The following is a 26,255-nucleotide window of genomic DNA, read 5'->3' as shown; positions in this document are numbered from 1 at the left end:
GGTTAGAATTTGAAGTTGTACGTAATCGACGGAATAGTAGGGAACAGCGACACCTGCCGGGCCCGGTAGCCCGTGGTGCGTTCGGTTTCGGGGTCCTCTATCCGGTCGAAGTAGATGAAGTAGGGATTGCGCCGATTGTAGGCGTTGTAGATGCTCAGCGTCAGGTCCGACTCGCCGTGGCGGGGCCGCAGCTTGTACACTAAACCCAGGTCGAGGCGGTTGTAGGGTGCCAGGCGGTAGGTGTTGCGCTCGGGGTAGAGCGGCACCGCCACTGGGTCGCCGCCGCTGCCCAGGGCATCCTGAAACGCAAAGCGTCCCTGCGGCAACGTAGTAGCAGCCCCCGAGGTAAACACAAACGAGCCCGTGAGGTTGATGCGCGGCGAAAGCTGGTGCAGTACCACCACCGTCAGGTTGTGGCGCCGGTCGTAGGTAGGGTAGTAGACGGCTCCGTTGTTGATGCCCGTGGTGCCGCGTTGAGGCGGAAACCGCCGCTTGGTCCAGGCCAGGGTGTAACCAATCCAGCCGGTGGTTTTGCCTTCTTTTTTTTCCAGATAGATTTCGTTTCCGTAGGCCCAGCCCTTGCCAAACAAGAACTCCTGGTCCAGATCGGCGTTGGCAAACAGTTGGGCACCGTCGCGGAAGTCAATCTGATTTGCAGCCCACTTATAATATACCTCGTTGGTGAGCAAGTACTTACCGCCGCCCAGTAGCCAACTCACGCCCGTGGCCACCTGCTGCGAGCGTTGCGGCTTTACGGATAAACGCGAAGGGTACCAGATATCGGTGGGGAGGGAAGCGCCCGAGTTCGTCACCAGGTGAATGTACTGGTACATCAGCGCGTAGTTGGCCTTCAGGCTGAGGGTAGGCGACAATGAATAACGCGCTGCCACGCGGGGCTCGATGCCACCGTAGGTATCGGAGCCGCTATGGAAACCCGACAAGCGCAGGCCGTAGTCGAGCTGCCATTTGTCGTTGATGGTGAAGTTATCGGACGCGTATACGCCGCCTTCCACGCCGGCGTAGTTCACGTCGGAGCCGAAGTTGACCAAGTTGCTCACGCTTTCGGCTTGCAAACGGCCTACTCCAAAGTCGTGCGAAGTGATGGTGGCGCCGGCCTTTAGCACGTGCCGGTTGTCGGCGGAGCGGTATTCCAGGTCGGAGCGCAGGCTTAGGTCGCGGATGGTAGAGGCTAGGCCAAAGCTGAACTCATCCAACGCATTGCCGATGTTGTAGCGGTAGCGGGTGACGGACGCCGTGGTATTCAGGTACAAGCGTGGCGCAAACGTGTGCTGCCAGCGCAGCGACCCCAGCATATTACCCCACTCGAAGTTGATGTTAAAGCCACCGTCGCTGTTGAAGCCGAACACGTCGCTGCCGTAATAACCCGTCAGGAACACTTGATCTTTGCTACCCAGCTGGTAATTGGCTTTCAGGTTGAGGTCCTGAAAATAGTAGTCGGGAATGGGGCTATAGTCAGGGTCATCCTGGTTCACCCGGTTGATAGCACGCGTGAATACATCGAAATACGTGCGCCGACCAGAAACCAGAAACGAGCCTTTGCCCTTGTTCAGCGGCCCTTCTATCGCCAAGCGTGAAGAAATCAGACCGATGCCGCCGCTCACGCCTACCTTCTCGTGGCTGCCCTCGCGCAAGCGCACATCAATAATAGAAGAAAGGCGCCCGCCATACTGCGCCGGAAAACCGCCCTTGTACAGGTCTACGCTCTGCACAGCATCGGGATTGAACACCGAAAATAGCCCGAACAAGTGCGCCGGATTGTACACCACCGCATCATCCAACAGCACCAGGTTCTGGTCGGAAGAGCCACCGCGCACAAACAGGCCGGAGGTGCCCTCGCCGCCGTTTTGCACGCCGGGCTTCAGCTGTAGGGTTTTCAGCAGGTCTACCTCACCAAACAACGCGGGCAAGAGCTTGGCCTCGCGGGTGGTGAGGCGCTCTACGCTCATTTGCGTGGTCTGGAGCTTCTGCTCCAGCGTGCCCGAGCCGCGCACCACCACCTCACCCAGCTCGTTGGCCGCCGTGGGCAGCTCCACTAACAGGCGCTGATCGCGGCGCAACGTGATGGTGCGCGTGACCGGCTGATAGCCCAAAAAAGATATTACTACCTCGTGCGTGCCCGCGGGCAGGGGTAGGGAGTAGGCGCCGTTTTCGTTGGTGGCTGTGCCGGTAGCCGAGGCCAGTACGGCCACCGACGCGCCGGGTAGCACTTCGTGCGTATCGGCGGCGCGCACCACACCACTAAGCGTATACTGCGTTTGCGCCAGCGCAAACAAGGGCATTAGCAGACTAGCTACTACAAGGGTATAGCGTACAAACAACAGGCAAGGGGTTTTGGGACGAATAGGAGAGAAAAGCAGGAGGGGCGCATACTCCAACGTCGAACCCTGCCGGATAGTTTGTCGGGCCGGCTATGCGCACTACGAAAGCTACCTCAACGATTCACAAAACTCTGCAACGTTTGGTTGAGCTGCGGGGCAGGTACCACCCCGGCCTGTCGCCATACGGGCTGCCCATTCTGAAACAGGATGAGGGTAGGAATGCTCTGCACCCGAAACTGCTGGGCCACCGCCTGGTTGCGGTCCACGTCAATCTTGATGACACGCAGCTTGCCTTGGTGTTGCTGGGCTATCTGTTGCAGAATGGGCGCCATGGTTTTGCACGGACCGCACCAATCGGCGTAAAAATCAACCAGCACCGGCATACCAGGGCTGTTGATCAACTCGGAAAAAGACTTTTTGGGCATAGGAAAAGCGGTTGCGGAGTGGGAGAAAAATATACTACTCCGCATACGCAGACGCCGGCAAAAAGGCTTCTACTTCCGCCGTTCGATAACCGTCACGTCGTTGCCGGCTTTTTCAAACTCAAAGAAGCCGCCTACTACTTTTTTGCCGCTCACTTGGCACTCCCACACGTAGCGGCCGGGCGCCGCCGTGCCCGCTTCGTTGCGGTCCGATTTGAAGTAGTCAGCTTCGGAGGGTTCCGAGGGGAAAACAACATCTACGCCTTTTTGGCCAGCAGGTATCTGCTTTTCGAGCATGTAGGTTTTGCCGGTCGCTTGATTGGTGACAACAAACTTGGCGGTGTACGCCCCCAACTGGCCAAACTTGTCTACCACGCCTAGCTTCACATATGTGTCCGTTGATACTAGCCAGGTTTGCGCTTGGGAAGCGGTAGAAGTAAATAACAGCAGCGCCAGCGCAAAACCAGCCGCCCGCAGCAGCGTTGTCAAACTAAATGAAAAAGGAGTAGAAGTGGGCATACGCAAAAAGATGAAAGGAACAGAAGGAGTGAAAAATTAGCTCGTGTTGTTTTCATTAGCCAACCCGCGCCTCGCCGCTGCTTGTGACGAGTGTTGATGAGGCGACTAGATTAAAATATTTTAAAAAATGAAGTCGAATATAAAATATAATAGAATATGGCAGCGGTAAAATTTATGAATTTTACAATAAATATAAATGTTTATGTGGTGGCTTTGAATAATGCCAGTAAGGTAGATTTGTAGAGTATGGCACGTCGTCGGAAAGGAATAATTGCTAAATCTGTGCCGGAAGAGCCACAGTGCGCACTTTGCTTGCGGCGGGTAGGGCAGGTGACGCGCCACCACCTGGTGCCGCGAGAAGAAGGTGGTAAGTATGGGCCAGTGGCCGATTTGTGCCAGCCGTGCCACAGCACCGTGCACCTGTTGCTACCCAACAAAACCTTGGCTCAGCAGTATGGCACCATCGAAGCTCTACGGGAAGCCGAGGAGTTGCAAAAGTACCTGGGCTGGATTCGGAACAATCGGGTAGAGCGAATTTCTAATAGGCGGGGAAAGTATAAATAAATTTATGTTGGGTGTAAATATTGTATAGGATTATAAAGAGTGAAAGAGACATTTGTAATTGTTGCCTCCATACCGATAACCAGTAGGCTACTACTTTTACCTGTATGATTTCCTCCCGCTTTTTTGTCCCATTTGCGCAGTTGCGGCGGCAGCCTACCATTCTGGTAGATAGCACTGGCCTGGGTGCTGCCCTCACGCTAGCGCACTGGCGTGGTGCGGCCACACCCGAGCCTCTGCGCGACGATACCAGTGCTGGCTCGGTGCTGCGCGCCTTGCACCAGCCCGCCACGCCGGGACTGGAAGCACAAGCCGTATCAGCCAACCACTTTGATGTAGATGGATTTGTAGGCGTGTGGAGTCTGCTGAATCCGGCGCTGGCGCTGCGCCACGAGCACCTGCTGCGCCTGGTGGCTACCCTCGGCGACTTCCGCGAAATCGACTGGCACGACCCGCAAGCCGACCACGCCTTGCAATTGGTATGCTGGCTGAACGCCGAGGAAAAGGCGCGATTTTACGAGCCGTTTGGCGCACCTGCCCGTCGTCGGCGTGAGGACGAGGCTTCGGCCGAAAAGTTTGAATGGTTTCTACCGCGCTTCGCGGCGGTGCTGGAAAACCCAGCGGGCGAGTGTGCTGTGTGGCTGCCTGAGTACGAGCGAATAAAGCAGGCCGCGGCTATCATGCAGAGCGCAGCTACCACACACGCGCCTTATCCTGAAATCGGGCTGATGGTAGTACGCACGCCGGAGCCGCTACCTTACTACGCGCTGTATGGCCCCACAGCAGGTTTCGATATGGTGCTGAGCCTGTACGACGGCCAGCGCTATGAATTCGAGTACAAATACACCACGTGGATTGACCTCGAATCACGTCCTACCTTACCGCGTCTACCGCTTGATACGTTGGCTGACCGTTTGAACAAGTTGGAGCAAACTACCCGTCGCTGGACCCACGATGGCGTTACAGATACAGGTCCGCTACTGCGCCTTTCCGGCAAGGGTCTCACCAAAGCTCAGCGCTACGCCGACCCCGACCAACGCCCGCTGTATGCATCTTCCATCCCCGCCGAGGTAATAGAAAATGAAGTCGTAGCGTTTTTTCGGCGGAGCTATGCCAGCATTAACTCGCGCCGCTATTGGACGTGGACGGAGATACGGGCGGCCGCGCAGTAGATTTAAGCTTGAGAGTCTGCGCTACACTTCCTCCCCAAATCCTACCACCCGCAACGAGCTTACGCCGCCTGCGCCCTTGCGCACGTTGATTTGCGTGCTCACGCGTTCCTTTAGGGCCTCCACGTGGGAGATGATGCCAATGGTTTTGCCCGTGCCCTGCAACGTCTCCAGCGCCGATAGGGCCACGTCGAGCGTATCGGGGTCGAGGGTGCCGAAGCCTTCGTCGATAAAGAGCGTGTCGATTTGCGTTTTGCGGCCGGCCAGTTCCGAGAGGCCCAGGGCCAGCGCCAAGCTCACCAAGAAGCTTTCTCCACCCGATAGCGAGTTCATGGAGCGCACGTTGTCGGCCTGGTAGTGGTCGGTGATGAGTAGATCGAGGTGCTCCTGCGGGTTGCGGCTGATGCGGTAGCGGTCCGTGAAGCGGTGCAGGTGGCGGTTCGCCAGATCCACCAGCCGGGCCAGCGTCAGGCCCTGGGCAAACTCGCTGAACTTCTTGCCGTCGGCTGAGCCGATGAGGTCAGTGAGCTGGCGCCAGCGCCGGGCTTCCTGCTGCTGCTTTTCAATTTCTACCACCAGCGAAGCGTGCTTAGCTACCCCCGCGCGGTGGTCGGCGAGGCGCTGCTGGCGTTGGCCCAACTGCTGATTGAGAGTAGCCAGTTGCTGGGTGTTGGTGGTGAGCTGTTGGCTGATCGTTTCCGGCGACTCTATACTAAGGGCGCGGGTTTCCTCCTGCTGCAGTTGCTCGGCGGTTTCTTGTAGGGTTTGCTCAGCTAGGTGCACATCCTGCTCGTGGCGGCGCAACTGGCTTTGCAGGTTGCCTGCCTCCGCATCAGGTAGGAGCAGGGTAGGGAGGATGCCCGGGTCGGGCGCGAGGCCGGCCGCACCCAGCGCCGCCGATAGGGTAGCGTGACGCTCGACTTGCAATTGCTGCTGTTTCGCAACATCTTGCTCGCGCTGGCGCAGCTTATCTGTCGCCAAGGTGAGTGTGGTGGCGTGCTGTTGCAGCTGTTGCTCGGCCTGCTGGCGATGCTGGTCGGCGGTGCGGAGGGCCGTTTCGAGCTGCTGGCGGGCGTGGGCTATATTAGGCTCGGGCAGCAGCTCGTGGCGCTGCCGCCGCTGTTGCTGGATGGCGTCGTGTAGGTCAACCAGGCTTTGCTTGCGCGCTTTCAGCCAAGCTTGTAGCTCCTGCTGGTCGGCGGCGGCGCGGGTGGCGGCCACATCCACGGCCCCAAGTTCCTGCTTGGCTGTGTTGAGCTGTTTCGTCTTCTGGTCAAACTCCACTAAGCGCCCACGAGCCTGCTCCATCAGAGTAGGTCCATTCTGGGCGGCGAATGACAAGCCGAAGTATGCCGCCTGACTCTGAATGATGGCCTGCACGGGGCCTATCTGGTCCTTTGCATCGGCCAGCTCCTGCGCCAGGCTGCTGGCTATATCGGCGTATTCCTGTTGCTGACGAGTGGTCGCAGTATACTGGGTAGATGCCTGATGCACCCGTTGGTCGGCAGTCACCAGCTGATTGCGCAGCTCTTGAAGCGAGGCCACCAAGGCTTTCACTTCTTCGATGGCGCTCTTCTCGGCTGTTTCGGGCAGCAACTGCAGGGTAGGAGCTTCGGCAGCAGTCGGCTCCGGACCGGCTTGCTCCAATACTGTTACATAGGTGTTCAGGCGGTTGAAGCGGGTGCCCAGCGCCCGCACCCGCTGGCTAAGCGTTTCCTCTCGTTGCCGGTCACGCTGGAAGGAGTCTTCGCTTACTCCTAGCACACCAGCTACATACGGATGCTCGGTAGCGCCGCATACCGGGCACGGTAGACCAGCTTCCAGCAACAAGCGCGTATCGGTATGCGACAGGACAAGCTGTTGCAATTGCAGACTGCGCCGCAAGTCGTCCCAGTGCTGCTGTTCGCGCTCTTGCTCCTGCTGCAACCCTCTTACGTGGTGGCGCAGGCGGTGCAGCCAGGTAGCGCGGGCCTCCCCAGCGGCTTCGTAGCGGCTGCTCAGGCTGGCGTGCTGCTGCCGGGCGGTATCAGTGGCGTGCTGTTGCGTGGCGGCTTCGGTAGCGGCTTTTCGCTGGCGCTGTTGGGCTTCGTGTAGGCGCTGCTCTAGCTGTCCAAGTGCCGTACGCAGGCTGGTCCACTGCTGCAAATTGGCCGCTAACTCTGGCAGCTCCGACCCTAGCTCGCTCACTACCTTATTGATCAAAAGCCACTTCTCAGCATCCTTCACCTGCTCCCGGAGGGCGTTTGCTTGCTTGGTGGCCTGCTCAGCCGTGGTCTTTATGCGCTTGCACTGCTCGTTTTTTTCCTCGTATTCTGTTTTGCCTTTGTCAAGCTGCTGTTGACTCTCCTGTAGTTGGTGATCAAGCAATTCGGCGGCGCGCAGCTTGGGTTCCTGCTCTGCTTGGGCGGCAGTGGCCTGCGTATGGGCCTCGCGGGCAGCATGCAACGCGTCTTCGGCGGTAGCGCGTCGCTCTTGTAGCTGCGGTAGCTGCTCTTGCAATTGGCCTACCTCGCCGCGCAGCTGGCCTAGCTGCTGCTCGGCTTGTCGAAGCAAAGCATAGTCGGTGGCAAAAGGCGCGGCTTGCTGATGCAGCGTCAAACGCTGCCGTAGTGGTTCCAGCGAGGCGGCTTGGGCAATGAGTTGCTGCTGGCGCTGCTGGGTGGTGTGCTGGCGCTGGCGCAGGTCATGCAGCTTCTGGTGCCACTGGCGAGCTTCACGCAACTGTTCTTGGGTGGCGGTAGTAGCTTCGAGCTGGATGGTCAATTCCTGAGCTTCGGCTTCCAGCGCCCCTACCTCCTCGGCCGACAGCAGCGCTACACCGGCTAGGCCTGTTTGCAGTTGCTCTACCCGCTGGGCTTCTTCCTTAGCCCGTTGGAACGCTGCCACTGAAATATCGGAGTACTTACGCGTATCAGTAATCTTCTCCAACAACTGCGCCCGCTCGCCGGGGCTCGATTTCAGAAACCGCGTAAAATCGCCCTGGGCCAGTAGCACCGAACGCAGAAACTGTCGGTATTCCAGCCCGCTTAGCTCGGCTACGCGCACGGGCACCCGCGACTTGTAGCTTTCCAGAATCGGCCATTTCTCTGGTGCTTCAGGATTGGGCGTTTCGGGCTGCTCGCTCAGCTCCATTTTTGGGTCTTGGAGGTTGCCACCGGGCTTGCGCCTGGCACGGTACTGCCCCCACTTCGAACGGTAGGTTTTGCCGTTCACCTGAAACTCTACCTCGGCCCAACTCTCGCCAGTGCCGTGGCTCATCACCTGCTCCGGGCCGCTACCCTCGTGGCGGGGCACTTGGCCATAGAGCGCCAGCGTAACGGCATCGAGAATGGTGGTTTTGCCGGCACCAGTGGGGCCAGTAATGGCAAACAAACCCGCGTCAGCTAGGGGCGCAGTGCTGAAATCAACGAAATGCTCCCCGCGCAGGGAGTTGAGATTAAAAAAGCGGACGCGGAGAATTTTCATGGGGCGTAAGAAGCAGGGCGGACCACGAAGTTACTGCGCCGAAAGAAACTGTATAGAACGAGGGGGCAGATTTATCTTTTAATGTAGAAATGAATGTGAGTACGTGATATAAGCAACGAATTGTAGTTATTTATTGCATGAATAATTCGTCGTTACTTCTAGTTATTCCGGCGTTCATAACTGTGTTCATAGGTTTCTGGTGTGTGGTGTGCAAACTCATCTCCTTTTTTGGTTGGTATCAACTGTCCACACAATTTCAAGTTGCAGAGGAGGAGATAGCGGACTCGCAGTTCCAGCTGCACCAGGCGAAACTGGGCTTCGCTAGGTACAACGGCGTAATCAAAGCAGCTGCGTCGGCATCTGGTTTATCGTTGTCCGTCGTATTTCTTTTTCGTGTGGGCCATCCTCCATTACTCATTCCGTGGTCGTGTATCGAACGGCTTGAGGAGCAAAAGTTTCTTTGGTCTACTACTTACACAACTCGTATTCTAGTAGGCACCAGCAGTGTCAAGTTTAGCTTTAGCGGAGAGGAATTGAAAAGAATGATGCAGCCATGGTTAGCGGCAGCCTAAACCCAGTGCTGTATCCGGCACAGCGCAGGATGTAACGGCTTCTACAGTTTCTCCCCGCAATTCCAACAGAATTCGGCGTCATCGCGGTGGCCATTGGCTTGGCATATGTGGCAAGTTGCCTGCTTGAAGGTAGGCGCATCGGTGGTAGGGCGTGCCATTTGGGCTGATACAATCCCTGTGGGCACAGCAATGATGGCATAGCCCAGAATCATCAGAATAGAGGCCATAGTTCGGCCCAGCACCGTGACCGGTGAGATGTCGCCGTAACCCACGGTCGTCAACGTTACGATGGCCCAGTAGATACTCTGAGGAATGCTGGTAAAACCGTTCTTGCCGCCTTCTACGACGTACATGAACGTTCCAATGACAATCACAATCGTCAAAACGGCCGTTAGAAACACTAGAATCTTGAAGCGACTGGCTTTCAGTGCATCCACAATAAACTCGCCTTCGCCCACAAAGCGCCCCAGCTTGAAAATACGAAACACGCGCAGCAGCCGCAACGTGCGAATGACAACTAAGTAATGGCTGCCAATCATTGCTAAAGAGGCCAGCGTGGGTAACACCGCTAGTAGGTCAATAATGCCTAGCAAACTCAGCGCGTAGGCCAGGGGCCGGCGTACCACCACTAGCCGAATAATGTACTCTACCAGAAACAATCCGGTGAATACCCACTCCACTGCTCGTAAAAACTGGCCGTGTTGCGCTGCAATGTGCGCCACGCTTTCCAGCATTACTGTAAGTACGCTCAGTACAATGGCCACGAGCAGCACCGTGTCGAAGGCCTGCCCGGCTGGCGTATCCGACTCGAAGATGATACGGTACGCACGTTGCTTCCAATGCATTGGGTTGTTCTGCGGGCGTATATCCATAGACAGGAGTAGGACTATATGATACAGGGTACTGGCAAGTAGCAGATTACGCTGCAGGTCGTAATGGCCTACGTACACAGGTTTGCCTAATAATTAGTGGGAGCGGCCACGCTGCGCCTACACTACCCAATTTGTAAATTAATACCATGGGTGCAGGACGTTGGGTAACGTTATAAGCGTCGTATTGCATGCCGATTGATAGGCACCGCAAAGCTACTATGGCTTTTGCAGCACCTCTTGCACCTTCGTCCAGCGAATGCCAGGATAACGGTTGTTGTCCAGCGTTGAGAGTTTGGCTTGGCCACTGAGCATGTTGTGCAGATATTGCATGCCCTGCCATGGCGGAAACACCTCGTTTTTAGCCGGTAAGAGTGTTTTTGTTACCCTGCTCATGGTTTCGAGCACACCTAGGCCGCCTACCCGCAGCAACTTATAGGGGTGGCCGGTAGCCGCAGTGGCAATGATTTGCAAATCGCGCGGGGTGGCTACCTCGCCGGCAATGCGCAGGTAGCGGGGTGTGGTAGGGTCAAGGGCGGTAGCAGCCGTGTAGGCCGCCGTGTTACGCATGGTCGTGAAGTCCAGGGGCTGGTCGGCGTCGCCCCAATAGATGATGCGGTGAATACCGGGCTGAATGAGCGGTGCCTGTCCGGTCAGCAGGTCCATGAACATGCCACTGAGAATGGAGGTAGCTTGGATAGGTGCCTGATCGAGCCGGTGCTGAAACTCCCAACGCAGGTCGAAATTGCGGTTTGAGCCTTCGGGTAGGCGGGTGAAATCGGCTGAATAATCAGAAGGGATAAAACGCGGTACACCAGCTGCCACAGCCGCGTTGAGCAATTGCGTTTGAGCATCTACAATCACCGCTCGCAGTCCCGACAGCGCTGATACTACGCAATCGGCCCCCTGGCAGGCTTGTATGAGGACAGTAGAGTCGTTGTAATCAACCTCCAGCACCTCGGCTCCCTGCAAGCGCAGCGACTCGGCCTCGGCCGACAAATTACTACTAGAGCGTACTAAAGCTCGCACATTAGCGCCTCGCTGGCGAAGCTGATGAGCAATAAGAAGACCCAGAGCACCGGTAGCGCCAGCCAGCACGATAGTAGCGGAAGGGACAGTAGAATTGGCTTGCAGATTAGTAGGCATCACAGAGGAAAGTGGAATGTAGATGATTGGTACCTCAAGAACCAGCTCCAACCAATGAGGGTAGTACCACCTACCTTCTCCGAAGGTTGTATCGAAAGATCATGAAGTGCAAATACTCCCAGGTAGAATTAACAATGATTGTCTTTGGTTTTTCTACGAAACGAGAGCTCATAAAATAGTAGGCACAAAGTTTCAATGAACACATAGTGGCCAACTGTCATTTTTGTGATTATCCTACATAGCGATTTAGATATCGCCTTATAGAAAGAAAGTATATTATGACTCTTCTGGTTTGTAACCTGACTTATTTAAAACGAAAGAGGCCTCTACGTATTTGTAGAGGCCTCGTTTATATATCAGTTACGAACTTTACTGCACGATAATCGCAGAAAAGATGCGTTGTTCTGTTATATTATTTGGTAGTGTTGCTTTCACAATCAAACTATATGTATTGCTGGTGCGAGAAGCAGTTGTAGTAGTGGCACCCGTTATGGCACCATCCGCGGTATTACGAAGAGCGCTAACTGGCACACTCAACGTTGCTACCCCATTAGTAGGAATAAGTGTTGCTACTTCTTTGGTCTTAGTGGCGCCGCTTGCTGTGTAGCGTGACGTGACCTGTACGCTGGTAGCAGTATTCAACCCGCTTATTTTTAAAGTGAGTGTGCTATTCACTTTGTAGTCAGCCGTTATCTTATCGATGTTGTCATCAAATGTGATAGTCGTCTGTGGGATGACCATGTTATCCAAAACGTCATCTTTTTCGCAGCTGGTGAGCATTGTAAGTGCTGCAAAAAGAAGGAAAAATATAGTATAAAACGGTTGTTTCATGAGTGAGTACTGTCTTTGTGAGGTGAATGTAAGCCACCATGTAAATGATGGGTAGCAACATTTAAGCGCCTGGGTCCCAGAAAACACTAGGTGCCGTAATGGTAGGACGAGCTGGGGTATTAGCTGGATTGGATACCCGCTCAACATCAGAGTAAGGCAGAATACGCGGAATAACAGTTTCCTGCGCGTTGGACGGTGGTGTCAACGCTGGGAATTTTGTGCGGCGCCAGTCTGTCCAGGGCTCTACTGCTACGCCATAGCTGGCTACAAACTTTTCCTCAATAATCACTCGTATCTGATCAGCAGCACTTAAAGTCGCTAGTGCAGGACGAGCAGCTATGTATGCAGTTGAATTAGCAGTACTCACACCTGCCATAGACATAGAGGCGTTGATGCCAGCCGTGAAACTGGTTTGTGCAGCTGCTACATTACCAGTCCGAGCATAATATTCTGCTAGAATGAAATTGTATTCCGCGAATGTTAGCATCCGAATAGGCGCATCTCCCGCGTATTCCTGCACTCCCGTACCAGTTGATGCACCTCGTAGAAAAGTTCCAATGCGCGAGAAATTGGTATTAGGCGCTCCTACCCCGGTACCATTACCCGCGCCTAAATACTGACCACTGCCTGTTGGATACTGGGTAAAATAAGATGCACGGCGCGGGTCAGCTTTACCATTCATCAAATCCACGAGGGTAGAGCTTGGGAAGAAGTTTCCTATTCGGTTGGTCTCGAATTGGTGAATAGGATTAGTACGTTGCGACAGTGCTTCAAATGCAAGCTGGAAGTTGTCTGCCGTACCCGTCATAAAGGCACTAGGACCAGCCTGAAGTAATGAAGCAAATGCAGTAGTAGCGTTAGATGAAAGCTTTGGAAAATAGTGAATGTAAAGGCGTAGCTTAAGCGTATTTGCAAAGCGGCGCCATTTGGCCATATCACCAGCATAGATAAGATCATCGGCTCCAGGGGTTAAAACCGATTGCTTGTCTATGTTTTCTAGGCCAGTGTTAATTAGCGTGATAAGGTTTTCGTATACCTGCTGTGACGGATCATAGGCCGGCTGCACATTGCCAGCGAACTGCAAGGCCTGAGTGTAGGGAATGTCGCCAAATGCATCTGTGGTGACAGAAAAAAGATAAGCCTGCATGAGCTGGCTAATGCCCGCATATTTAGGGCTGGTCTCTGCTGTCTGAGCAATCAGACTTTGCATGTCAGCTAGCGCACCGCCGTAAATACTGAAGCGCCACACATTGTTTATATCCGTTTCTGTAATGACATAACGGTCATACAAAACGGTTTGAATAGAAGGTCCCCCCTGGCCTGCGTTTTGTTGCACCAGAATCGAAGTGAATCGGTGCAGGTCAGACCCCATTAGGAAACCCAATTGCGTCTGTGCTGATACCAGCACAGTAGTAGCAGGAGCGTTTAGAACTGCGTTGGGGCTGTCATTTACATCCAAGAACTCGTTGCAAGAGCTAAAGAAACCCAACGTTGCAGCGAATGCGATGTATTTAGTAAAACGAAGAAATTGCATATAAGTAGAGCACGAAATGCTGTGAGTTAGAAAGTCAGGCGGATAGACGCGCCATACGTACGAGCTTGGGGTAGGGCATTGAATTCCAAACCTTGTGAGTTGCTCACGCCTTGTGCGTTAACCTCTGGGTCGATGTGCGGTACGTTGGGTGCATACAAAAACACGTTGCGTGCATTGAGGCCAAGTTCTACTGCTCCTAAAAACGTGCGGTTGGTCAGTTCTTTAGGTAGAGAATATGTAAGTGAAACCTCACGCAAACGCAACCAGGAAGCATCGAAAATGATATACTCTGCTACACCGGAACCATACAGGTCAGTAAAATACTGCTCGGCAGTAATCTGAGTAGTATTGGGCGAGTACGTGCCATCACCGTTGGCTACTACCCCGTTATGTACATAGGTACGATTCCGGTCCTTCGTTTCAGCGACAGCACCCGAGCGTCGCAAGTCTGTAATGTTACGCCCATAGATGTCGCCACCGTAGCGGAAATCTAAGAGAGTGTTTAAAGTTAGACCCTTCCAGGCAAACGTGTTAGTCATACCCCCCGTCCATTGTGGATTAGGATTGCCTACGACTTGATTGTTTGCTTGTACACTCGTGCGGCCATTGGCATTGATAAGAACTTCGCCGGTAGGAGCTTTCTGAAAAACGCTACCGAAAATAACGCCATAAGGCTGGCCGGCAATTAAGCGGGTGCTAGGAGTTACGAAACCGCCAAGGGTAATTTGCTCAACACCAGGTGCAAGCGAAATTACCGTATTCTTGATGTGCGTCCAGTTGATAGAGTTGCTGTATGTGAAGCTACCTACCTTCACAGGTACGGAATTCAGTGCTAGCTCAATACCTCGTGATTCCGATTTACCGATGTTCTGGTTGATGTTTGTAAAGCCAGACGCCCCTGCTACAGGCACCCCAAAAATGATATCGGTGCTACGTTGTTTAAATACAGAACCCTCAAAACCAATGCGTCCATTAAAGAAGCTCAGATCCAAACCAGCTTCGTATGTTGTTGTAAATTCTGGACCTAGATTAGGATTGCCACCTGTATTGTTTAGTGATTGCCCTAACTGTCCGCGGAACGGGAAGTTGACAACGGGACCGGAGCCGTCGCTAGGACCAGTCGTAGCATAATATGTATCGGTGAGATATGTGCCAGCCTCACGGCCAACCTGAGCAGCAGCACCGCGGATAGAGGCTGCCGACAAATAACGGTTGTCTTTTAGGCCAGGAATAATCTCTGTTAGAACAATGCTAGTAGAGGCGCTAGGATAGAAATAAGAGCGATTGTCGCGACCAAATGTAGATGACCAGTCGTTACGACCACGTAGGTTAAGGAAAACAGCCTTACGGAAGTCAAACCCTACCTCTCCAAATAAGCCAACCAAACGACGTTCTGTACGGTTGCCATATGGATTGTATACCAGCGTATTGGTAATATTATCATAGTTGCGAATCTGAATGTTCGTACCTATAACACCATTATCAGTATCGCGGCGCTGGTTAATCTCGTTACCGATGAAGGCTCTCACACCAAAATTCTCTCCTATTTTCCGTGTGGCAGTCATGGTCAAATACGAACTCAACTCACGCCGAACGTAGGTTTCGTCTTCGATAGCACCGAGTTGGTTGGCAGCTGAACCTCCGCGGCTGTCACGAGCGTTGATGCGCTTAAAGGTTTGCGAATAGGTGTCGGTACCAATGCGGTAGTCAAGCGAGAGCCAATCTGTGAAATCGTATCCTACGCTCACACTACCAATGATGCGGTTTAACTCATCATTGTAGCGGTTGTTCTTAATTGTCCAAAGTGGATTATCATCCGTGCTATACCACGTATTGTTGGCAGGTAATAAGCCATTGGTAGCGGTTATTTCAGCGGGTAGCTGCTGACCACCATTGGGCAACTCAAATGGATACCGGTTAACATCGTACGAGCGGGGTAGGAACCACGTACGGAAGAACGGGTTTGCCAACTGGTTGCCTTGCTGCGTGCGTTTAGATGCGCTGTTTGTGAAGGTAATATTGATACCAGTGCGTAGCTTGTTTGTCAGGTTAGAGCTACCATTAAACGTAAGGGTGTTGCGCTTCAAGTCGTTGTTATCCAGAATACCTACTTCATGTAGGTTGCCATACGAAACATAATAGCGCGACTTATCCGTAGCCCCCGAGAGTGATACGTTATTCTGGAAGTTGGAACCTGTCTTAAATAAGTCTTTCACGTTATCAGGATTAATTGATAACGCTTCCTGTTCGCCGCGGAAGTTCGTAACGTTTTGTCCCGTGACAACTGGGCCCCAGGAGAGGTTGCTGGTCGTGCTGAACGCGCCACCGGCCCCCTGACCGTAGATATTCTGATAGTCGGGTAGGCGACCTACTTTTACAATATTGTAATTCGACAGGACATTAACTGTCTGTTTTTTAGAACCAAGAGCAGCACCTTTTTTAGTAGTAATAACTACAGCACCTGCTGCTGCGCGTGAACCATATAGTACAGCTGCAGCAGGGCCCTTTAGAATAGATACTGATTCGATATCATCCTGATTGATATCAATGGCGCGGTTGGAGTTTGATACTCCGCCTTGCAATGCATTAGCGCCTCCTCCGTTATCAATCGGAATGCCGTCAACTACGAAAAGGGGCTGGTTGCTGCCTGTGAAAGTCGTCTGGCCACGAATGAATATACCTGCTGATGAGCCTACCATGCCATTCGAACCCTGCACCCGCACACCGGCTACTTTACCTGTAAGAGAGTTAACAACGTTGGTCTGCCGAGCTTGCGTTAGCTCCTCGTTTTTTACCTCCGAAACAGAGTAACCGAGGCTTTTGCGTTGCTGCTCTACACCTAGTGCTGTTACTACAACCTCATTTAGTTGCTTGGTATCAGCAGATAAGCTAACATTAACGGTATTCTCGGCTCCTATGGCTTTTTCTACTGTAATGTAGCCTATAGAGCTGAACACAAGCGTGCCACCATCACCAGGTACCGTTAGAGAATAAGTGCCATTGGAGTTAGTGGAAATTCCATTGGTAGTGCCTTTAACAACCACCGTAACCCCTGGTAGTCCTTCATTAGACTGCCTGTCAACTACTTGTCCAGAGATGGTTCGGCTCTGTGCAGCGACAAACTGAAGGGATGAGAGTATCAATAAGATACTCATGAGTAAAGTTTTTTTCATTTAAAAGAAAAAAAGGTAAGAACTAGATTTTTTTCTGATGACCTTAGAGAGACAAGTAAACATTGTTAAATGACATAACAAAGTATTTTTATACTTTAATAGCTGTTTTAATGGCTTTTTAATAGATTGTGTAGCCCCCATGATTGAAGATAACAGATAAATGGAGTGTGTGATAGAAATATCACAATTCAAAACAAGCTATCCGACTTAATAGATCAGGTACCTTTACTGAATTGCATTTTGTTGTATTGCTAACTGAGAAATGAAGTTTGGTTATGCACATTGATAGTATGCTTACCATGATATGTAGTTGTGCGCGCTGAGATAGCACAGCACCTGCGCACCAAAAGGACACAATCTTGGTGCAATGCAGCATACCTCATCGGTTCGGTGCTCTGCTCGCTTGTCTTAAAAATGGCCTTCGGCAGCTTATGCCAGTACGTTTATACCGCTGTAACTCGACGCGAAGACTTTACGATGCTGGCGAATAGCACTGATTAACTAACAAATTGATTACCTGTCGTCTGTGCCTCGCAGTCGTTCATTGTTCGCCTCTATTTACAAGCATTGTGACTAACGTTCAACCTACTCTAAAGGTAGATTGTAGAGACAGGTGTATTATCGTTGCAAGGCGGTTATCTATAGTATGTTAACGGCTGCGTAGCTGTACTTCGTCAAATGCTCATGCTCCCGCATTTGTCGAAGCTATGAGAAGAAATAACGCAAAAGCTGACTTTTCAGACCGTGTAGAAAGTCAGTATTGTATACTTATAACATACGTTCTAGCAACTCGTCGAACGTGCGGAGCAGCTCTGGCCGGTCTTCTAGCGGCTCCGTTTCCAGGCGCTGTACAAATACCTCCCGCTCCGTGAAATCGTGGAGGCTGCGGGTGAGGGGCTCTTCCTCCTGCCCCAGCAGACGCTGAGCCGCCACGCGGAAATGGCGTCGGTTTAGCACCTGCAGTTGTCGCCGGTCCAGGGCTTCCAGTGCATGTAGCAACTGCTCAGCCACTTCCAGCTGGCTTAGCTCTGAGCGAATTTCCACATCGGCCCAGGCAGGTAGGGGATAATCGGCGTTGTCGTAAGCGCTGAGCTGCGTAAGCACTTCATCCAACGACCCGTGGAAGCGTACCAACCGGCGCACGCCCGGCACGGGTAGAGAGGCGATGGTGAGACCGGTCGGTGTGAAATCCAGCACTACTACTTCCTTAGGGTAGTCGATTTCGGAAAACGACAGCGCAATGGGGGCACCTGAATATCGGATGTGCTCGTGCCCCCCCACGCGTTGCGGACGGTGCAGGTGCCCCAAGGCTACATAGTCGAAGACCGGTGGAAAATGCTCGGCTGTTACCTGCCCCAGGTTGCCCACATGAATGGTGCGCTCGGAATCGGAAGGAGCGCCACCGGCGGCATAGAGGTGGCCCGTAGCCAGCACAGGTAGACCGGCGGCTTTCAGCTGCCACACCGTTTCCAACTCGGCCAGGCGGGCGTAGTGGTCGGCAATGCCCTGCTTGATACGGGCCTCGCGCTCCTCGGCGCTTTCGCCAGGTACGGAGAGGCGCACGTCTCGGTCGCGGAGGAAGGGCACGGCGCACACCACCAGGCCGGGGCGGCCCTGGGCATCGTCGAGCACCAACACCTGGTCGTCGAAGCAGTCGGGCACGCAGCCCACCACGTGCACGCGTAAGTGGCGCAGTAAGCGGGCCGGCGCATTCAGAGTAGCTGGCGAGTCGTGGTTGCCACCCACCATCACTACGTCTCGGCAGTCCGTATCACGCATTTGCAGCAGGAAGGAGTAGTACAACTCCAGCGCCTGGTTAGAAGGCGAGCCGGTGTCGAATACGTCGCCGGCCATTACCAGCACTTCTATCTGCTGCGCGCGCACGGTCTGCACCAGCCACTCCAGAAAATGGCGGTGCTCCTCCGTACGCTCGTGGCCACCCACAAAGCGCTGACCCAGGTGCCAGTCGGCAGTATGTAGAACTCTCACAGAAGAAATGTGCTGCATCCGTCGGCGCAGCACGCAAGCGTCAACGGAAAGAAAATAAGGTTGCCTACCTATGGTAACAGCAGAAGCAACAAGCGCGTGCCACGTAGTTACTGAAACTCCTGCACAGCTTCGCCCAAGTCGTATACGGCAGTGCCAGGGAGTAGCGGCACCAGAATGCTGGCTCCGGCTGCCGAGCGGTAACCGCCGGCGCAGTGCACCAGCACGGGCTTGTCGCGCGGAATCTCGCCTGCGCGCTCGCGCAGCTCGGGTAGGGGGATCAGCAGCGCCCCCGGAAACAGAGACTGCTTGGCTTCGGAGCGGTTGCGAATGTCTACTATCGTGAAATTCTCGGGGTGCTGCCGCACTTCCTCCACGTTAGCCAGCAAGCTCACAGCAGGTAAGATAGGCGGGGTAAGCAGGGCCCCCTTGATATTGGTTTCGTAGCCAATCTTAGCGGTCTTGCGGATAACAGTATCCAGCGCAATGCGCGAGTCGGCAATAAGATAGAACGGCTCGTCGGGGCCAACCACTGAGCCCAACCAGGTCTCAAACTTACCGCCATCCTGCAAGTTGATGGCCGAAGGCAGGTGGCCCGCTTTAAACTGTGCTGCTGGTCGCGTATCAATTAGGAGCACGCCAGGTTCCAGGGGCTCATCAGCCTGCAGGCGTGGCACGCACCGCACATTGTTTTCGAAGGGCGAAGCGCCCTGCTTGTTCAGAAGAACATCATGCCCAAAGTATTTCGGCACAAATGGCTGATCTTCCAATAATACCCGCACAAACTCTGTTTCTTCCATAGGCTGCAAGGCGTAATTGGAGCGCGCCTCCTTGCCAATGGTGCTATCCAGCTCCGTGCTGGTGGTTTTGCCGCACAGCGAGCCAGGGCCGTGGGCGGGGTATACTTTGGTAGCCGGCGGTAGGGTTAGCAGCTTTTCGTGGAGGCTGCGGTAGAGCTGCGCCGCCAGCTGCTCGCGCTGGTGGCCGCCCACTGCCTCATTCTCGCGCAAATCGGGCCGGCCTACGTCGCCCACAAACAGCGTGTCGCCGGTGAACACGGCGCGGGTCTGGCCCAATTCATCAATCAGCAGCACCGAAATGCTGTCAGGAGAATGGCCGGGGGTGCTCAGGGCATGCAGCTCAACGGTGCCCAAGGTCAGCCGGTCGCCATCATCAAAATGCTGATGGGGGTAGGCTGCCTTCGTGAGCTTGCTGCAATAAATAGCAGCGCCAGTTTCCTCGGCTATTTCCAGGTGGGAGCTAACAAAATCGGCGTGAGGGTGGGTTTCGATGACGACCTCGATGGTGGCGTCGTGCTCATCGGCGAAATCATAGTAGGGCTGTGGGTCGCGGCTAGGGTCGATGAGCGCCACGTGGCGGCCGCACCGGATAGCGTAGCTGGCATGGGCCAGGCCTTTATCATAAAACTGCTGAATCTGAACAGATTGACTACTAGGCAGGGGACTCATGGTGGAAGCATATAGTGAATGCGCCGCCGCGCGGCAAGCTGGGCCAGACGCGACATTGGCTGGGTCTGGCCCGCCAACGCATATTCTCAAATATAAGCAAACGCAACGTGCGCCGGGAGGTTGGAAAAAGAGAAGGGTGAAAAATGTCGTTACAATATGCTGGGCGTCAAGCGTATAAAAATTAAGGCCTGTGTAGTTAGTTTTGGTTTCCTACCCTAGAGCAGGGTGGTAGGGTAGGATAGTAGGTGCTATCCGTTCTTGTGAACGAAAACGGCCCGCCTGTCTAAACAAGCGGGCCGTTTGGGATAGGCAAGCGGTTGCAATTAGCTGTTTGTGCTTGCTTTCATTTTGCCTTTGTGGCCTTTGCGGTCTTGCAATTTGCTTTGCATCTTATCCATGCGCTCGTCGCGCATCTGGGTGTACTTCGTGTACTGGTCGCTGGTCAGAACGCCTTTCAGCTGCTCTTCGTACTTGGCGTGGGAGGCTTTCATGTTCTGCATCATAGCCTGGCGGTCGGTAGAAGCGCTGGCCTGGCCACGCATTTCCTGTCGCTCTTGCTGCTGCGCCAAGGCCAGGGCTTTCACTTTGGCCGTCTGGTCGGCCGAGAGACCGAGCTGCTTGGTGAGGCGTTGGGCCTGCTGGTCGGCGCGCTGCTCGGGCGTCATGTTGCGCATACCCTGGCCGCGCATAGGGCGCTGCATTCGTCCCGTTTCGTTTTGGGCAGTCTGAGCCGAAGCCGCACCAACGGAAAGGATGAAAGCAGCAAACAAAATGAGTGATTTTTTCATGGTTGAAAGCAACTGTTACGTTGTTTTTGGGTGATTACTGGCCGTTGGACAGCGGCCCAAAAACAAAGTTTAATGAGGTCAAAGAAATGTTTTAGCGCGCTGCCGCTGCACTCACATTAAGCAGATAAAAGCTATATTCGGGCCACCTGAACCATTTTCAGCGCTGCATAGGCGCACCTTTTACACTTTTCATTTCCTTTTTCTCCCTTCTCTTCTATGGCAGATATTTTCGCCAAAAAGTCCCTCGATAAGCTGATGCACGAAGCCGACGAGGGCGAGGGCGGCGGCCTTAAGCGGACCCTGACGGCTACCAACCTCACCATGCTGGGCATTGGCGCTATCATTGGTGCCGGCATTTTCGTGCTCACGGGTACGGCGGCCGCCAACGCCGCCGGTCCGGCTATTGTCATCTCGTTTATTATTGCGGGTCTGGGCTGCTTGTTTGCGGGCTTATGCTATGCCGAGTTTGCCTCCATGATTCCGATTGCCGGCTCGGCTTACACCTACGGCTACGCTACCCTGGGCGAGTTCATTGCCTGGATTATCGGCTGGGACCTGATCCTGGAATACCTCTTTGGCGCGGCCACGGTGGCTGTGGGCTGGAGCGGTAACCTGGTGAGTATCCTGGAAAAAGCCGGGGTGCACGTGCCTGCCGCTATTTCGCAGGCTCCTATTGCCTACGACGGCGCACATTTTACCACTACTGGTGCCATTATTAACCTACCGGCTGTGCTCCTGATTGGGGCCATGACGGTGCTGCTGGTCGTTGGTATTCAGGAGTCGGCCCGCTTCAACAATATCATTGTGTTTGTGAAGGTGGCCATCGTACTGCTGGTTATTGCCTTCGGTTTCAAATATGTGAATGCGGCCAACTGGAGCCCATTCATTCCGCCCGTAGAGAGTTTGCCTGGCGGCGGCTCGCGCTACGGTTGGGAAGGCATTGTGCGCGGCGCGGCCGTCGTATTTTTCTCCTACATTGGGTTCGATGCGGTGAGTACGGCAGCGCAGGAAGCTAAAAATCCGCAGCGCGACATGCCCGTTGGCATGCTACTATCGTTGGGTATCTGCACGCTGCTCTACGTATTGATGTCGTTGGTACTTACTGGTCTTACCTCGTACAAAAACCTGAATGTGCCTGATCCGGTGCTGGTAGCGCTGCAAGCTGCAGGTCCTTCGCTTGGCTGGCTGTATTATTTCACTGGTCTGGGCGCTATTGCTGGCTTGGCTTCGGTGGTACTGGTGATGCTGATGGGACAGCCCCGCATCTTCTTTGCTATGAGCCGCGACGGCCTGCTGCCGCCCATCTTTGGCAAGGTGCACCCCAAGTTTCAGACACCTTATATCACCACTATCTTCACGGGCGTTGTGTGCGCCATTGTAGCCGGTATCCTACCCGTGGGCTTGCTGGGCGAGTTGGTAAGCATTGGTACGTTGCTGGCCTTCGTGATTGTGTGTGGGGGCATTATTGCCCTGCGCCGTCGCGACCCTAACCTGCACCGGCCGTTCCGCACGCCGTGGGTGCCGTTTGTGCCTGGCATGGGCATCCTGATTTGCGGCTACATGATGTTCAACCTGCCCTGGGACACCTGGCTGCGTCTGATCATCTGGATGGCTATTGGGGTGGTTATCTACTTCCTGTACGGTCGCCACAACAGCAAGCTCAACCGCGAGCGTGCCGAAGAAGCCGCCGGAAAGTAGGGTAGGGACTCTACGAAAAGGCCCCGCGAACCTTGGTTCGCGGGGCCTTTTGTATGGCTACTAAACCAACAACTCATTTTGCGGCCTCTACCTCACTTTTCAGCTTGAGCACTTGGTCACCGTTTTCTTGGGTGATGAGGTAGGCAGGATTATCGGCGGTGCCGTTGCGGGTGATGTCGCTGCCCTTGATTTTGCGGGTAATAGAATCCTTGTGTACTTCTTCAATTTTGCCGGTGGCCGTGCCGGTGCCGTATTTCCAGCTGACTTTGCTGCCTTTGCGAAACATGAGGGTAGGGGATAGGGTGGAACAATCAACTAAGAAGCTGTACCGCAAAAGCAGGGGTAGGGTTCTTCTTCGACAGCCAGACTTCCGGAATTCGTGCTTCTGACGCAACCCCATTGGAGGAGCCGGTTTCTTTGGGTAGCTTACCACTGCACTGCTCTGTGCTTTTTACTACCATTCTCACTTCTTCCAAACCACACGCTTTCACGTTTCTATGCACCAAAAACTACGCATGCTGGGCTTGCTGGGACTATTGGCCGGCAGTTTGCCTGCCTGGGCTCAGCAACCCCTTACCTACCCGCGCAACGGCGTGTACGACCAGCGCACGGGGCTCTACGCCTTTACCCACGCCACCATCTACACTGATTACAAAACCAAGCTCGACGACGCTACACTCGTCATTCGCGATGGTAGGGTAGTGGCCGTGGGCAACAAGGTGGCCATTCCGCAGGGCGCCGTGGTGAAAGACCTGAAGGGTAAGTACATCTACCCTGGCTTCGTGGACATGTTTACGAGCTATGGCGTGCCCGACGTAAAGATGCCCGAGCGCCGGGGTAGGCGCGACTCGGGGCCGCAGTTTGAGAGCCAGAAGGAGGGCCCCTACAACTGGAACCAAGCCATCCGGCCCGAAACCAACGCCGCCGAGATGTTTAAGGTCAACGCCGAGCAGGCCGACGCCTACCGCAAGCTGGGCTTTGGGGCAGTAATGACCTTGCAACCCGACGGCATTGCCCGCGGCACCGGCTCTCTGGTGACCCTGAACACCAACCGCCGCGAAAACGAAGTGATTCTTGTGGACCGCGCCGCTACCGGCTTCTCCTTCGACAAAGGCAGCTCCACCCAGGACTACCCCGGCTCTCTGATGGGTAGCATTGCCCTACTGCGCCAAACCTACCTCGATGCCAGCTGGAACCAGCGCAACCCGCGCCGCGAGGAAAACCTGTCGCTCCAAGCCTTTAACGGCCAGCGCGGGCTGCCTGCCATCTTCGAGGCTAGCAACAAGCTGAACACCCTGCGCGCCGACCGGGTAGGCGACGAGTTTGGGGTGCAATACATCATTAAAGGCGCCGGCGACGAATACCAGCGCCTACCCGAGGTGAAGGCCACGAAAGCGCCGCTGGTCCTCACCCTCAACTACCCCGATGCCTATAAGGTAGACGATGTGTATGATGCCTCCCGCGTGCCTCTGGAAGACCTTAAGCACTGGGAAATGGCGCCCGCCAACGCCGCCATGCTTGCCAAGGCCGGCGTGACCTTCGCCCTATCGGCCAGCGACCTGCGCGACAAAAAGAAATTCATGCCCAACCTCAAAAAGGCCATTCAATACGGCCTAACGGAGGAACAGGCGCTTCAGGCTCTTACCGCCACGCCCGCGGCTTTGCTGAAAGCGCAGGACCAAGTAGGTAGTCTGAAGCCGGGTATGGTAGCCAACTTCCTGGTGTGCTCCAACCGCATTTTTGCCGACGACAACGTGATGCTCGACAATTGGGTGCAGGGCGAGCGGTACCAGCTCACCCAAGTACCCGCCGACTACCGTGGCGTGTATAAATTAAACTTGACGACGGCTGAAAAGGTGAAGGACAATCAGTTCAAGATTGGGGCTGACATGACCATGCTGATTCAAGGAAAGCCAGAAGCACCGCAACTGAAAGTAGTGTCTGCGCCCGGTGATACAGTCAAAGGTACCATCAGCGTAAGTGGCGACTTGGCTACACTTGTTTTTAACAAAGGCAAAGGTAAACAAGCAGAAGTAGCCCGACTAAGTGGCTATTACACGCAAGAAGGCAAAGTATTTCAAGGTGATGGGCAGATCAGCGGCCAATCGCTAGGAGGAACGGATTTGAAGTGGACTGCCCGCCGTCAGGAAGGCGCCACTCAGGCTGCCCGCCGCGACTCGGCTCGCACGCCCCGGCCGGTGGAAATCGGGCAACTGACGTTTCCGTTTGCTTCCTATGGCCGCACCGAGATTCCGAAGCAGGAAGCCGTGCTGATTAAGAACGCCACCGTGTGGACCAGCGAAGCCGCTGGCAAGCTCGAAAACACCGATGTGCTGCTGCAAAACGGCAAAATTGCCAAGGTAGGTAAGAACCTGACGGCCCCTAGCGGCGCCCGTACCGTAGATGGCACTGGCAAGCACCTCACCCCCGGCATCATCGACGAGCACTCGCACATCGGCATTTCGCAGGGCGTGAATGAGGGCACCCAGGCCGTGACCAGTGAAGTGCGGGTAGGCGACGTTATCGACCCCGAGGACGTGGGCCTCTACCGCGACCTGGCCGGTGGCGTGGTGGCCTCGCAACTGCTGCACGGCTCGGCAAACCCCATCGGTGGGCAGTCGGCCATTATCAAGATGCGTTGGGGCATGGATGCCAACGAATTGAAAATCAAGGATGCGCCGGGCTTCATCAAGTTTGCCCTAGGCGAAAACGTGAAGCAGAGCAACGCCGGCGAGCGGAACGTGCTGCGCTTCCCGCAGTCGCGTATGGGCGTAGAGCAGGTGTTCGTGGATGCTTTCACTCGCGCCAAGGAGTATGAGAAGGAATGGGCCTCGTACAACAACCTTTCAAAGTCGAAGAAAGCCAAGACTGAGCCCCCGCGCCGTGACCTAGAGTTGGAAGCGCTGGTGGAAATCCTGCGCGACGACCGCCACATCACCTGCCACAGCTACGTGCAGTCAGAAATCAATATGATGATGAACGTGGCCGACCGCATGGGCTTCAAGGTGAACACCTTTACGCACATTCTGGAAGGGTATAAAGTAGCCGATAAGATGAAGGCCCGCGGCATCAATGCCGGCACCTTCTCCGATTGGTGGGCCTACAAAAACGAGGTGCGCGACGCGATTCCCTACAACGCCGCCATCATGACCAAGGTAGGCGTGAACGTGGCCATCAACTCCGACGACGCCGAAATGAGCCGCCGCCTCAACCAGGAAGCTGCCAAAACCGTGAAGTACGGCGAGCTGAGCGAAGAGCAGGCGCTACGCCTCATTACTATCAATCCGGCCAAGATGCTGCATCTTGATTCGCACATGGGCAGCATCAAGGAAGGCAAAGACGCCGACGTGGTGCTCTGGAACGAGCACCCGCTGAGCGTGTATGCCAAAGCCGAGCGCACCTTCGTGGATGGCCGCCAGATGTTCAGCCTGGAAGAAGACCAGCAGCTGCGCGACCAAATGCAGCGGGAGCGTTTGCGCATCATCCAGAAGATGGTTAGTGCTCGCAAGTCTGGCGCCCCGGCGCAGGAGGTAGCCGCTCGCACCAATAGCCACTACACCTGCGACACGCTGGGTGAGGAGAAGGAGGAGGATCAGTAAACAGAAAGAAGCTAAAACTATCGTTATAGCTAGCTCCCCTCCTTTTTTAAGGAGGGGTAGGGGGTGGTAAAAGTTGATAGAACAATGCTAGAATTAATTTTTAACTCTAGCTGGA

Annotated in this window: 18 protein-coding genes; 5 read left to right on the top strand and 13 right to left on the bottom strand. The window is 54.5% G+C overall.

The window, feature by feature from the left end; all coding sequences use genetic code 11:
* Positions 1–2: 2 nt before the first annotated feature.
* From MUN82_RS12970 to MUN82_RS12960, 3 genes are all read right to left on the bottom strand, one after another.
* A complete protein-coding gene (locus MUN82_RS12970) occupies positions 3–2,339 on the bottom strand; it encodes a TonB-dependent receptor (RefSeq protein WP_245091047.1) in 2,337 nt (778 codons plus the stop codon).
* A 113-nt stretch (positions 2,340–2,452) separates the two neighbouring features.
* A complete protein-coding gene (trxA, locus tag MUN82_RS12965; protein WP_245091046.1) occupies positions 2,453–2,764 on the bottom strand; it encodes a thioredoxin in 312 nt (103 codons plus the stop codon).
* A 69-nt stretch (positions 2,765–2,833) separates the two neighbouring features.
* Positions 2,834–3,280, bottom strand: a complete 447-nt coding sequence (locus MUN82_RS12960; protein ID WP_245091045.1) for a hypothetical protein — start codon at positions 3,278–3,280, stop codon at positions 2,834–2,836.
* A 246-nt stretch (positions 3,281–3,526) separates the two neighbouring features.
* Between MUN82_RS12960 and MUN82_RS12955 the strand changes: the two genes are divergently transcribed.
* Together MUN82_RS12955 and MUN82_RS12950 are read left to right on the top strand one after the other, a co-directional pair.
* Complete coding sequence (locus MUN82_RS12955; protein WP_245091044.1) at positions 3,527–3,844, top strand: helix-hairpin-helix domain-containing protein; 318 nt, start codon at positions 3,527–3,529, stop codon at positions 3,842–3,844.
* 104 nt (positions 3,845–3,948) lie between these two features.
* Positions 3,949–5,013, top strand: coding sequence for a DUF6687 family protein (locus MUN82_RS12950; RefSeq protein WP_245091043.1), 1,065 nt, complete (start codon positions 3,949–3,951; stop codon positions 5,011–5,013).
* Positions 5,014–5,034: 21 nt separating this feature from the next.
* Here the strand turns inward: MUN82_RS12950 and MUN82_RS12945 are convergent, their stop codons facing one another.
* Positions 5,035–8,475 (bottom strand): SbcC/MukB-like Walker B domain-containing protein, encoded by a 3,441-nt coding sequence (locus tag MUN82_RS12945; protein ID WP_245091040.1) that lies wholly within the window; start codon positions 8,473–8,475, stop codon positions 5,035–5,037.
* 137 nt (positions 8,476–8,612) lie between these two features.
* Here MUN82_RS12945 and MUN82_RS12940 point away from each other — a divergent pair, with 137 nt between their 5' ends.
* On the top strand, positions 8,613–9,047 hold the full coding sequence (locus tag MUN82_RS12940; protein ID WP_245091039.1) for a hypothetical protein: 435 nt from the start codon (positions 8,613–8,615) through the stop codon (positions 9,045–9,047).
* A gap of 41 nt (positions 9,048–9,088) precedes the next feature.
* Here MUN82_RS12940 and MUN82_RS12935 read toward each other — a convergent pair whose 3' ends face one another.
* The 8 genes from MUN82_RS12935 to MUN82_RS12900 all read right to left on the bottom strand — a co-directional run bounded on the left by MUN82_RS12935 (position 9,089) and on the right by MUN82_RS12900 (position 20,843).
* Positions 9,089–9,919: an ion transporter gene (locus tag MUN82_RS12935; RefSeq protein ID WP_245091038.1), complete on the bottom strand. Its 831-nt coding sequence runs from the start codon at positions 9,917–9,919 to the stop codon at positions 9,089–9,091.
* Positions 9,920–10,135: 216 nt separating this feature from the next.
* On the bottom strand, positions 10,136–11,062 hold the full coding sequence (locus MUN82_RS12930; RefSeq protein ID WP_245091037.1) for an NmrA family NAD(P)-binding protein: 927 nt from the start codon (positions 11,060–11,062) through the stop codon (positions 10,136–10,138).
* Between the two features lie 369 nt (positions 11,063–11,431).
* Positions 11,432–11,893 carry a hypothetical protein gene (locus MUN82_RS12925; RefSeq protein ID WP_245091036.1) on the bottom strand — a complete coding sequence of 154 codons (462 nt, stop codon included), beginning with the start codon at positions 11,891–11,893 and terminating at the stop codon, positions 11,432–11,434.
* A 61-nt stretch (positions 11,894–11,954) separates the two neighbouring features.
* Positions 11,955–13,427 carry a SusD/RagB family nutrient-binding outer membrane lipoprotein gene (locus tag MUN82_RS12920; protein ID WP_245091035.1) on the bottom strand — a complete coding sequence of 491 codons (1,473 nt, stop codon included), beginning with the start codon at positions 13,425–13,427 and terminating at the stop codon, positions 11,955–11,957.
* 26 nt (positions 13,428–13,453) lie between these two features.
* Complete coding sequence (locus MUN82_RS12915) at positions 13,454–16,600, bottom strand: SusC/RagA family TonB-linked outer membrane protein (RefSeq protein WP_245091034.1); 3,147 nt, start codon at positions 16,598–16,600, stop codon at positions 13,454–13,456.
* Between the two features lie 768 nt (positions 16,601–17,368).
* Positions 17,369–18,589, bottom strand: coding sequence for an exonuclease SbcCD subunit D C-terminal domain-containing protein (locus MUN82_RS12910; protein ID WP_245091033.1), 1,221 nt, complete (start codon positions 18,587–18,589; stop codon positions 17,369–17,371).
* Between the two features lie 107 nt (positions 18,590–18,696).
* Positions 18,697–20,055: an MBL fold metallo-hydrolase gene (locus MUN82_RS12905; protein WP_245091031.1), complete on the bottom strand. Its 1,359-nt coding sequence runs from the start codon at positions 20,053–20,055 to the stop codon at positions 18,697–18,699.
* Positions 20,056–20,378: 323 nt separating this feature from the next.
* Positions 20,379–20,843 (bottom strand): DUF4890 domain-containing protein, encoded by a 465-nt coding sequence (locus MUN82_RS12900; RefSeq protein WP_245091029.1) that lies wholly within the window; start codon positions 20,841–20,843, stop codon positions 20,379–20,381.
* 216 nt (positions 20,844–21,059) lie between these two features.
* On the opposite strand from MUN82_RS12900, the gene MUN82_RS12895 reads away from it, so the two are divergent.
* Entirely contained in the window at positions 21,060–22,541 is a 1,482-nt protein-coding gene (locus tag MUN82_RS12895; RefSeq protein WP_245091027.1) for an amino acid permease, read from the top strand.
* A gap of 73 nt (positions 22,542–22,614) precedes the next feature.
* Here the strand turns inward: MUN82_RS12895 and MUN82_RS12890 are convergent, their stop codons facing one another.
* Positions 22,615–22,827: a hypervirulence associated TUDOR domain-containing protein gene (locus MUN82_RS12890; protein ID WP_245091025.1), complete on the bottom strand. Its 213-nt coding sequence runs from the start codon at positions 22,825–22,827 to the stop codon at positions 22,615–22,617.
* A gap of 211 nt (positions 22,828–23,038) precedes the next feature.
* Between MUN82_RS12890 and MUN82_RS12885 the strand changes: the two genes are divergently transcribed.
* Positions 23,039–26,140, top strand: a complete 3,102-nt coding sequence (locus MUN82_RS12885; protein WP_245091023.1) for an amidohydrolase family protein — start codon at positions 23,039–23,041, stop codon at positions 26,138–26,140.
* The last annotated feature ends 115 nt before the right edge of the window (positions 26,141–26,255 follow it).

Source organism: Hymenobacter aerilatus (assembly GCF_022921095.1).
Lineage (GTDB): Bacteria > Bacteroidota > Bacteroidia > Cytophagales > Hymenobacteraceae > Hymenobacter > Hymenobacter aerilatus.
This window is presented reverse-complemented; position numbering and strand designations above follow the sequence as displayed.